The sequence below is a fragment of the Nocardia sp. CNS-044 genome, assembly GCF_059570515.1.
The window spans coordinates 373,340-384,836 of record NZ_JCANSX010000012.1 but is presented as its reverse complement, the minus strand read 5'-3'; the positions used below and the strand labels follow the sequence as shown (position 1 = coordinate 384,836).

General features: G+C 63.4%; 7 protein-coding genes. 2 read left to right on the top strand and 5 right to left on the bottom strand.

The genetic code is table 11. The annotated features are described in order from the left end of the window. On the bottom strand, positions 1-265 hold a 265-nt coding region (locus tag T333_RS32260), incomplete at its 3' end, for a transposase (protein ID WP_496423326.1). 62 nt (positions 266-327) lie between these two features. On the opposite strand from T333_RS32260, the gene T333_RS32255 reads away from it, so the two are divergent. Together T333_RS32255 and T333_RS32250 are read left to right on the top strand one after the other, a co-directional pair. Beyond that, a complete protein-coding gene (locus tag T333_RS32255) occupies positions 328-1,830 on the top strand; it encodes a Z1 domain-containing protein (protein WP_496426839.1) in 1,503 nt (500 codons plus the stop codon). Positions 1,831-1,895: 65 nt separating this feature from the next. After that, positions 1,896-3,065, top strand: coding sequence for a DNA cytosine methyltransferase (locus tag T333_RS32250; protein ID WP_496426838.1), 1,170 nt, complete (start codon positions 1,896-1,898; stop codon positions 3,063-3,065). Between the two features lie 128 nt (positions 3,066-3,193). Here T333_RS32250 and T333_RS32245 read toward each other — a convergent pair. The 4 genes from T333_RS32245 to T333_RS32230 form a co-directional block, all read right to left on the bottom strand. Then, positions 3,194-4,305 (bottom strand): IS3 family transposase gene (locus T333_RS32245; protein ID WP_496426856.1). Its coding sequence is split into 2 segments (ribosomal slippage): positions 3,194-4,038 and positions 4,038-4,305, totalling 1,113 coding nucleotides; the frame shifts between segments, so codons are not numbered across the junction. Positions 4,306-4,485: 180 nt separating this feature from the next. Beyond that, a complete protein-coding gene (gene drmB / locus T333_RS32240) occupies positions 4,486-6,324 on the bottom strand; it encodes a DrmB family protein (RefSeq protein WP_496426837.1) in 1,839 nt (612 codons plus the stop codon). Next, a complete protein-coding gene (locus tag T333_RS32235; protein WP_496426836.1) occupies positions 6,321-9,560 on the bottom strand; it encodes a helicase-related protein in 3,240 nt (1,079 codons plus the stop codon). The genes drmB and T333_RS32235 overlap by 4 nt, the downstream gene beginning before the upstream one ends. Next, a complete protein-coding gene (locus tag T333_RS32230) occupies positions 9,557-11,497 on the bottom strand; it encodes a UvrD-helicase domain-containing protein (RefSeq protein ID WP_496426835.1) in 1,941 nt (646 codons plus the stop codon). The genes T333_RS32235 and T333_RS32230 overlap by 4 nt, the downstream gene beginning before the upstream one ends.

Sequence of the window (11,497 nt, the reverse complement as noted above, 5' to 3'; positions counted from 1 at the left end):
GGGCGAGCATCGCCTGGTGTATCGCCTCGAACACCCCGGCCGCTTGCCAGTCCCGCACCCGCCGCCAGCAGGTCATGCCGGACCCGAAGCCCAGCTCCTGGGGCAGGTCTTCCCACCCGATCCCGGTGAACAGCACGAACAAGATCCCCTGCAACACCAGCCGGTCGTCCATCCGCGCCGGCCCCGGCGTACCCGGCGCCCGGACCGGCAGTAGCGGTTCGATCACTGCCCACAACTCGTCATCCACGACCCACGGTGCCGCCACGACGAAACATACTGCACTGCAACATGAGTCAACGCCACCCGGCCGAACCTGTTAGGAGCTCTATGGACATGTTCGTCCTGAGCGCCGCAATGAAGCTGTACCGCGAGGACCATGGACTGCCCGAGGGCTACTTCGAGCACCACACGATGCTCATCCATGAGTCGAGTTGGCTCAACGATCATCGTGAACTTCTGGGGCTGGTCACCGACCTCTGGTGGAACGGAGGCTATTCCGGCGCAGCCGGAGATGGACGGCTCCGTCGACTATTCGAGGAAGATGTGGCGGCCGTTTCCGCTGCCCGAGCCGAGGAACACGCAGTCCCGCCGACATATGACGAGCTCAGACCATACGTCGGACCTGCGACTTTCCGTATCAGCGGAGACCAGAAGCCGATCATCGTGGTCAATGGTGACAAGGACCTGGAGACGGGCGAAGCCGACTTCGACAAGCGGTCCATCTGGAAGATTTTGATCGGTGGTCAGAAGCTGTCACGTGGATTCACGGTCGAGGGTCTGACCGTGACGTATTTCCGCAGGCGCGCTACGAACATGTCCGCATTGATGCAGATGGGACGCTGGTTCGGGTTTCGTCAGGGCTACCGTGACCTGGTTCGTCTGTACATCGGACGGGATGAGAGTGGAGCTGCGAAGAAGGGGGTCGACCTCTATAAGGCGTTCGAGGCGATCTGCTTGGATGAGGACAGCTTTCGTCGAGAGCTTTCGCAGTACGCGGTACTTGTGGATGGCGAACCCCAGGTGACACCGGCGCAGGTGCCGCCGCTGGTATCACAACATCTGCCATGGCTCAAGCCGACGAGCCCCAACAAGATGTACAACTCGCGGCTAGTCGAGATCCAATCCGCAGGCCGGTGGGAGGAGCCGACGGCCTACCCGTCGTCTGTGGCAGATCTGCGGCACAACACGCGACTGTGGTTGCCGATACTCGATGGACTGTCGAAGGAACCTGTCACACTTTCCTACAACTTCGACGACGGGAAGAAGCCGCATGCCTTCCCAGCTTTCATCGGCATCCGGGACGCAGCGGAAGTGCTGAGTCTGGTCGAGTCGCTGCGCTGGCGGGCGCCTTCCCAATTCGCTCCCCATTTCGAATACCTGCAGCAGATCACCAAGGCGGGCAACCCGCACATTCGCGACTGGGCAGTCCTGGCACCGCAACACCTCAAAACTGGTCCGCGGCTCGCGTTCGGCTCCGGCGAACGCGAATACTCGTGGTTCGCTCGTGACCGGCGACGCGATCCGCTGTTCGGCGCGATCAGCGACCCGAAGCATCGTGCGGTCGCACTTCGAATTGCCGGGGCGCTGGCCGACTCGCGCGACCACAACACCGAGAAGTTGGTCGAGGGTAAGCGAGGGGCTCTGGTCGTCTATCCGATCGTCGAGCCCGGCCACCGAGAGGAAGTGATGACCACCGGTGTGCTGGATCCGGGCCGCGTGGTGATCGCGTTTGCGTTCGTCGCGCCATCGTCGGCGCACTACGGCGGTGACCGGGTGATCCGATTCGTCACGATCGACTCATCGCAGAAGGGGGCAATCATCGATGCTTGATGATGTTCTTCAGGGATTCGCAGCATCTCGGCCTGTCTTCCACCCGGCCGGCTAGGATCATTGACATGTCGACCGGTGCCGTAGATCTCGCGTGTGCCGAGATGGTCGACCTCTTCGCAGGCCCCGGTGGGCTCGACGTCGCGGCCAAGTGGCTCGGCATACCTTCGGTCGGCATCGAGCTGGATGACAACGCATGTGCCACGAGAACGGCCGCCGAACTCGGTACTCTGCAAGGCGATGTCAGCGAATGCAGTGTCGAAAGGTTTCCGAACGCGAGGATTCTGACCGCCGGGCCGCCGTGCCAGACCTTCTCCGTTGCGGGAGCAGGTGCGGGCAGGCGCGCACTGGATCAGGTCGTAACGTTCGCCCGACGAATGAACGCCGGAGACAAGGATGTTTGGCAGGACCTCGCCCAGCTGGAGGATCCACGAACTCGCCTCGTTCTCGAGCCGCTACGCTGGGCAATCGACGCCATCGAACTACGAGACAAGCCGTTCGAGACCATCGTCTTGGAGCAGGTGCCTACCGTACGTCCGGTGTGGCAGGAGGTCGGCCAAGCTCTTCGGTCGCGGGGGTACAAGGTCGTGGTCGACATTCTTCATGCTGAAGAGTACGGCGTACCGCAGACCCGGAGACGAGCCATCCTGATCGCACATCTCGATCGTGTTCCTCGACGACCGGAAGCGACACATCATCGTTTTCGCAAGGGAACGCGGAACGGTGCACATGAACGGGATCGGTTGAACTGCCGCACCATGGGTGATGCCTTGGACCGCCCCTATCCTTTTGTAGTCGTGTCGAATTACGGGACAGGTGGGGACCCGAAGGCGCGCGGTAGGCGGACTTCCGACCAGCCTGGATTCACCGTGACAGGCAAGATATCTCGCAACCGTGTCGAAAATCTGGATGGCGCCGACATCCATCGTTTGACCTACTCCGAGATGGGTCGTCTGCAAACCTTCCCGCATGACTACCCATGGTCAGGTAAGGACATCGCCCAACAGATCGGCAACGCGATTCCGCCGCGGCTGTCAGCGCACATCTTGTGCGAAGCGGTCTTCGGTTGCCCGCCGGATGCCGATGCGCTCACCGCCGCGGTCAACGACACCTGGGCGTACGCGGATCCTGGCCGAAACAGACTGTTGCCGTCCACGCGGAACGTTACCGCTTTGGGGGACAGCGAGATTCGAAGTGAGCCAGTATTGTTCGACGTGAATTCGGTCGTGCCCGTTTAGCTCTTCGCTCGCTCATTGAAATCGGGTAGCAGCGGTGACCGAGCACCAGTCCACAGCAGCGCCAGCCGTTCGGGTGCGCGTGAGCCTGACGGGACCCCGTGCTTCGGTCCACCGGATGTGAGAGCCGGTTATCGGTGGATGCAGGTTGCAGCGTATCGGGCCGGGGCCTGATAGCCCAGCGCGGAATGTCTTCGGCGGTGGTTGTATTCGTCCTTCCAGTCGCTGATCACGACGCGAGCGTGGGTGAGCGACCAGAAGCTGTTGATGTTGAGGCATTCGTCGCGCATTCGGCCGTTGAACGATTCGATGTAGCCGTTGCGCCAGGGCTGACCAGGCGGGATGAACGCCAGACCGACCCGCTCGCCAGCCCACTCGGCCATCACCGCGGCCGCCAGCTCGGGGCCGTTGTCGCAGCGCAGCACCGCCGGATAGCCGCGATCGATGGCGATGCGGTCGAGTTCGTCGATGAGCCGATCGGCGGTGATCGACCGCTCCACCAGGCCACCGAGACACTCACGGGTGTGCTCGTCCACGATCGACACGATCTTGACCGGGCGGCCGTCGTCGGTGGCATCGAACTGGAAATCCACCGCCCACACCCGATTCGGTGCGTCCGCGGTCACGGCGTCGACGGTGGAGGCGCCCAGGCGCTTGCGGCGGCGCCGCTGCGGCACCCGCAGACCTTCCTCGCGCCAGAGCCGTTGGATCTTCTTGTGGTTGACCCACCAGCCCTCGCCGCGGGCGACGTGGTAGGCGCGGCGGAACCCCTGCCGGGGATGGTTCCGTGCCCAACTTCGCAGCCAATCACGCAGTGCCGCATCGGGATCAGCGGTCGTCTGCGCGGCCGGAGGGCAGCGCTGAGTACTTCGGTGCTGCCCGGTGACCCGGCAGGCGAACCGCTCGCTCACCGCGAGCACGCGCATCAGATGCGCCACGGCCGCCCGCCGGCGTTCCGGGTCTAGAAGTTTCCCTTGGCGATCTCCTTCAACGCCGCCTTCTCCAGCTCCGCCTCCGCGAGAAGTCTTTTCAGAGTGGAGTTTTCGCGTTCGAGGTCTTTCAACCGTTTGGCATCGTCGGCCTTGAGCCCACCGAACTGGTTGCGCCACCGGTAGTAGGTGGCCTCGGTGATCTGCAGCGTCCGGCACACATCGGCGATCTCCTTGCCCTCGCCCAGCAGCCGATCGGCCTCGCCCAGCTTGCGCACCACCCGCTCAGGGGTGTGCCTCTTGCGTGTCGCCATGGTCATCGAGCCTTCCTGCCCACTACATGGGCCGCAAGGCTCTCACATCACCCGGACCGAAATCATGGGGTCAGGTCAAGCCCGCCATGTACAGGACGGAACGCAGGCGATGGGGACTGCTGCACGGATAGGTGACACCCTGACCTGTCACCCGATCGTGCAGCAGCCGCCGCTCCCGGATCATGGATGAGACAGATCGAAGTACCCGGGCAACCCGGAGTCCGACTCTCCCACCAACAAACCTCGATCGAGAAAACAGTTCATCGATTCGCAGCTGGTCTCGGGCAGCAGCACGCACGCGTGACACGCCGCCAAGTTCAGGCTCTCGGCACCACTAGCATCCGACTCCATACACAGCGGGTCGTTCGAGCACCAATGCGCCCGCGACAACGCCGATCGTACGGACAGTTCGAGCTTCTCGGGTTCGCCCTGCGCCACCAGCCCACCGAGGCTGCCCGCAGAATCGGTGGTGGCGGTGTAGATCAGAATGCCCGCCATGTCACGATCCGAATAGATCCGTTCGCGCAGCGCGGACGCGGAGTATCCGCAGTCGAGACTCCATTCGATGATCAGCGCGTGGGCGAGCGTATGCAGCAACAACTGTCGTGGCGTTACGTGCGATTCCGGCACCGCTCCGGACCGCGACTTCCTCCGTGCCCGAGCCTGCAGCACCTCTCGATGGTGTCGACGAACCCGCTCGGCACGGTGGAGAACAGTGGTTTCGTTCTCCCACTGCTGCAGTCGCGACTCGGAGAGTCGGACAAACACCCCTTCGCCGATGACTTCAATCGCAGGCAACCACTCGGTGGACTGTTCTCGGAGTTCACAGCGACGGCTGTCTGGATCGGCTTCGGTGGGCAATTCGCCGCGAACGAACGCCGACAGCGCCCGGACTTCACGGAGACGTTTCACCAGCATCGGTCGCTGGATGTACAGAGGAGCGAGGGTGGACTCGTCGCCCAGTGGGCGCTCACAGACGAACGGCTGCCAGTTCGCCGAATGCCGCTCGGGATTGCCCCGGACCAGCCGTTCGTACTCTTGCCTGCGCAGCGCACTGGTGCGCTGGACGACGGGGAGTTCCTCGCTCACAGCCGAGTCGGCCTCGTCTGCGGCCGCGATCACCTCTAGAACGTCCTCGACAGTCGCTCCCACATGCTCCAACACACCGGGACGATCCCCCAGATAGGTGCGAACGTATCGCTCGTCCTTTCCGAGCAGGCGGTGCTTTTCGACGAGCGCGTGGATACCTTCCCCCCACGGCGGGATGGACAAGGCGCTCTGGACGATCGGGTGCCACACTGAGGACGAACCACGCTGCATGGTTTTCGGTTCCTCGTCGCACTTTTCGGAACTACCGCCTGCCAACCACGGTCGCCGACCGGTGCACTCGTAGCCGATCTCCTGGAGAGCGCGTTTGCTGAAAGCGCCCTCCATCGATACCTCGGGGACACCACAGCTGCACCTGACACGGATTGCGCGTAGCGATGCGCTCGCACCCACCGTGCGCATGCTCAACGCACATCTGCCGGTGCTGCCTTCGCGATCGGCGCCGCGGTGCACCCATTCCCAGTACGGAAAGTCGTCTATGTGCCCATCGTCGCAGACCACGACGAATCGCGAGGGGACCAGCTTCTCCATGCCGCAATCGATGCAGACGGCTTCCTCTCTGGGGGAATTGAAGGCACGAAAGCGCAGGAGCTGCTCGCATTTCGGGCAGTTGTAGTAGTCCGGAAATCGATGGACCCTGACTCCGTCGTATGCCTCATCGGGGTCTTTCGCGGGCGGCAGTCGGAAGTGATCGACGCCGAGGAGCTGAGCGAGCCTGCGCTCGAAGATCTTCGGCGCGTCGTGGGCACCCCATGAATCGTGACCGGCAACGATGAACGACTCGTTCTCGACGGCGATCATCGCCCCGACTCCGTAGGTGGTTACGAGTTGGGAACGTCGCGCCTGACCCAGCTTTCTCAGCGCCCCACCCGTGGCGCCACCGGTCCTCTTGCGTCGTGTCGGTGGAGTCATCGCCAGGTGCCTCCCGCCTTCAGGAACAGTGTGGAGTCGGCATCGACATCACGCAGACTCCACGGCGTCGGCCAGCCTTGTTCGTCGCCGTACTCGTCGCCGTCGATCTCGTCGCCGAAGCCTGCTAACAGGGCCGGGCTGCCCTTCTTGGCCCTGTATCGCAACTCCGGATGGTCCTCGGCCTGGTCGCACCACCAGTCGAGGAAGTCGTCGCACGCCCGTTGGGTGGCCGGGGCTTCTTCTGGCGCGACGACTTCGACTCGGTCGATGATCTCGGGGATGACGGTCCGCTTGATGGCGTCGACGAAGTTCGCCACATCTGCTGCGGAGCTGTCGTCGCGGGCTCCGGGCACCATCAACCGCGTGAGGGCGACAATCACCGCGTGGAGCGCGCGGTCACGCGCACGAGCCGAGAAAGGTGTCACGCTGGTGGATTCGACCTCGCGGTAGAGCGCGGAATGGAAGGTCTGGAACGACTCGTAGTGTGACCGGTCCCGGGAACGGGCGGAGTTCAGCACGATCGCCACCAGCCCCGGGTACCTACGCCCGACACGGCTGGTCGCCTGGATGTATTCGGCCGTCGTCTGCGGCTGACCCATGACCGCCATGAGTCCGAGCCGATCGATGTCGACGCCGACCGAAATCATGTTCGTCGCAAGCAAGACGTCGACGACGGTGTCGTTCGGCAATTCGCGCTCCAGCGCCTTCAGATACTCGCTGATCTTCGTAGCGTCGGCCCGACTGCTCAGTTCGCGCACCTCGGGCCCGACTGCTCGATCGCTCGACGCTCCGGCGCCGTCGGCGAGGGCCTTGATGCGCTCGGCGACGTCACCGTAGACCTGCAGCTCGGCTGCCGACAGCAGCCGCAGGCTATTGAAATAGCCGACCAGAGTCCAGTACGCGTCGAGTGTCCTGTCATCAATGACACCACGAGCCTGGAAAGCACGGAACAGCATCGCGGCGTATGTACGGACCAGCAGCGTCGCCTGGCTCGCGTGCGCCGAGAACAATCCCACATACTGTCGGCTGGCTTTCACCTCGCGCGGCGACTCCACGGCGAACCACGAGTCGCGGGAGTCCAGCCCTGCGGGCGGGAACTGCGCGACCCGTCGATTGAACAATGCGCCGACCTGCTCGGAGGCTCGGCGGATCGTCGCCGTCGAGGCGATGACCTTCGGTTTGGCGGCCAGGATGTCGATGGCGGTCTCGTAGAGGCCGGTGAGCGTACCCAGCGGTCCCGAGATGAGATGCAGCTCGTCCTGAACGATGAGTTCCGGCGGTAGTGCCGGCTGCAGGTCCCGATTGAACAGATTGAGCGTACTCGGATTCCACGGCAGTGACGCGAACTTGTCGACCGTCGAAATGATCAATGTGGGATGGGCATCGTAGACGGCCTCATCGATGAGATGCACTGGCAGTCCGGATCCACCGTGGAAGTCACACAGCGCCGACGGGCATCGGACCTCCATGCGCACGGCGCCTTCATCGACCACGTAGTCGCCTGCGTCCAGTGGCTCGCCGCACCACGGACAGGAGCGCAACTGCACCGGATTGTTCTTCTTGAGCGATGTGCCCGGACTGTCCTGCAGCTGTTGCAGCTTATGGGCGGCGATCTTCAGCACGTTGGGGGTTGCCGACTGGCCTACCCACATGCCGATGGAGATCGGCTCGGTGCCAAGCGCGGTGTCCTGCGTGCGAAGCAATTCCATGGCACAGATCAGAGTGGTCGCGCGTTCGAACTGCTGCAGGGTGAGCAACCGCAGTGTGTAACGCATGATCACGGTGACACCGGCACCCGCGTCACCGAGACGAAGTCGGCGCAGGAAGGTGGTAAAGGCGATGAGACCGAGGTAGGCCTCGGTCTTGCCACCGCCGGTCGGGAACCACAGCAGATCCGCGATTTCACGGTCGGCGTGGTCGGGATCGACGATGCCGCGCAGGCTCAGCAGCATGAAAGCGATCTGGAACGGACGCCATTTGCCTGCCGTCAGATCGATGTCACCCTTGCGACCGTTCTTCACCCACACCGTGCGGGCGCGCTGCATCGCCATGGCACGGTTGGCGGCGCGGAATGCTTTGAAGACCGGATCGTTACCGGGTTCTTCCAGCACTGCTACCCCGTCCCGCATGCGGGCCAGCGCTGCAGCGCAGAGACGAAGCTGGTTGGAACCGGTAGCCCGCAAGTCGCCGTCCGCCACCGCGGCGAGTTCGCGATACCGATCCTCGATCCACTGTTCGTAGCCGTCGAGCACGGCCAGCAGATCGGCGACGACCTGCCCCCGTTCGCGAGTGGCCAGACCCAGCATGCCGAGGGCTCGGTCGTCGATCTCTGGATTCGAATCGGTGAGCAGAACTTCGTGACTCGGCATGAAGTCGGTGCGTACCTCGGCCACTGCCGCCCGCTCGCGAGGTTCCTCGCTCCGAATCGGGGGCGGGGTCCAGTCCCAGACGGCAGAACAGCCGTGGCCGACCGCGAAGGAAGGAGCGTGCCGGTGCAACAGCCGACTCAGTTGTAGCTCCGGGTCGTGGGATTCACGGTTGGGAGTCCGCTCCACGAATGGCCGGGTGCCCTCCGGCCCATGCACCCGGATCGTCGGCTGGAAGAAGCAGAATGCGTCTTTGAGGTCGTACTCGCCGATGCGGTGCGAGTTGACGAGTGTGGTTGTGACGCTCACCGATCCGTCGATACCTGGTCTTCTGACTCTGGTCCGTAGTTCGAGTCCGTCGGCGAGCGGCACCCGCGCGAGTATGCCGGGGTCGCGGATATCTATCGGTACGTCGGCACAAACGAGCTGTTCACGGCGCCAGCGCTCGTCCTGCTGCTCGACCGAGCGCGCCTGGCCCCGTTTGGGATCAACAGGACCGCCTTGCGCATCCTTGGGCAGATAACGGGCTGCGGTGACCGACACAAATATTGTGTCCGCCATAGCGGAGTCGACAGCGAATGTCAAACCGATCGAGGACGGTTGACGTGTGTTGGCCAAGGCCACACCCGACTCGGTGCCTTGCTCGACACTGTCCCCCTTCACGACATCGGGTGCTAACTCGTCGTTGTCGACGGTCTCGGTCAGGGCTCCGCCGAGCGGGAACAGCACACCGGTCAGGTAGGCGGTCACCGGCGCATCGTGCTCCAGGATTTCGGTCTCACCGCCATGAGGGCCGAGCAGATCCCGGCCCAATGCGTCTCTCAGCTCGCTGCGGAACCGGTAGTGATCATCGAATGTCGATGTCGTCATTCCTCCCCCTGATCGCCAAAGTCCTTGTTTGCCTTCTCCCAGACGAACGACCCGAGACCGCACAGCCGTGGCGCGAGCCAGACTCCGTGCGAGCTGAGGCCGGCGCGGGCCGTTTCCGCGGTGGAACCACCCACCGTTTCCACACACTCGATCTGCACTCGCTCGATGGCATCGGGCCAGCGCCGAACCGTTTGCGTGGGGTACTTTCTCCGCGATTTCGCCAGATCCCCGAGAAACCGCTCCGAGACCTCGCCGATGCGGACCTCACCATGCCAGATCCCATAACGCGGCGGTACGTTGTCCTCTGCGAAAAGTGGTGGCTCGCATACCAAGCGCACGAGGTCACCTCGTTGCACCGAGGACGCCAGGTACTCCTGCACCAGCGCTGCCGAAACCTCCGGGGTCTGCGCCGGCCGTTCCGCGGCGACGTCCTGGTCGCCGAATTCGAGACCGCTCGCCTTACCGTAACGGTCCGGTTTGTACCACCGGTTGAATCGCACTTTGCGATTCCGGCCGGCGTAGACGAACGAGCGGAATGCATCCAACCGGTAGTTGTCGTTCCGTGCTCTGGTCATCGCGACATACAACAGACGAGCATTGCTCGCAATATCCTGGTCGTCCTGCCGGCCCTGATCCCGCTCCTCGAGCACGAGAACGCGGTCGAACTCGAGGCCTTTGGCACGGTGGACCGTCGAAATCAGTATTCCTCGTCGGTCGGTCTCGACGAGATCGTCGGGCACCCGCTGCTCGACGATCACCCGATGCATGCGCACGAGGTCCACCACACTGCCTGCTCGTCCACCCGCGATCGCTCGCAGCGACCTCCATGCCTTGTGCGGCTCATCGATCAGGCCTGCGACGACCTGGAATCGCTGTTCGGAAATGGTCGGTCCGCCGTCTGTTGCCTGGAAAAGGGAGACCATCCACCGGGGCGCGGGCCGTGACCGTGGCGATCGTTGAATCGTGTGTTCGATGCCTTCCCTACAAAAACTCTCCGAGAGCTGCAGTACCTGACCGTTCGTCGCGCACAGAATTGCAGTCGATCCCGAGGCGTCCCGTAGGGAAGCGAAAGCGAAGTCGTCGCGTTTCTTACCGATCAGCGCACCAAAGCTCGGCAGCCGATCCAGGGTGGCGCGCAGATCGCGATAGATCGAGTCTGCGGCGTCGTTGGCCGCGGCTCGTTCGGCCGGAATCGACTGCAACAGAGGGCCGTATCTCAAGGCTGCCTTGGCTTCGTCGGACCGGGCACGGAAGTTCTCGTCCAGATGTGCCTCGGCGAGGTCGTCCGCGAACTCTGACCGCAGCCAGCCGAAGAACCGATTCGTCTCCGCAGCGCGTTCGTTGAGATCCTCGATCTGGAACCCGTAGACGGATTGTGCGGCATCACCGACCACCGTGAAACCGGCACAGTCCCGCGTCGATTCGAGCACCGCTTCGACCATGAGCCTGCGTACACCGACAAGGTCCTGGACCTCATCGATGACAATGTGGCTCGGCGGCTCGACAACTGGCCCGTCGGGGTCGTCATCGAAAATTCCGCCGCGAATCGTGTCGGTAGCGGCGACAATGATGTCGTCGAACGACAGACCGGTCAGATCTCGTTCCGGCTCGCATTCGTGCAGGATCGAGCGGGCCCAACCGTCGAAGGTAAACGCCCGGACACGCCTCGCCGATTCGGCGATCCGGTCGATGCGATCGCGCAACGAACGTACCGCGGCTCGTGAGAAACTCAGCACAAGAATCTCGGCCGCCTCGAGCGGCTCGTCACCGTTCGCACTCTCCATACTGGTCAGGTGCTCCAGCCGATAGGCCAGCGTGGTCGTCTTGCCCGTGCCGGCGCCCGCCGTGACCAGGACTCGCGCGTTCCAATCCAGTTCGACAATCGCCTGTTGCGCGGCGGTGAGCGCGAGACGCTGCCGGGGTGAGACCGAAATCAT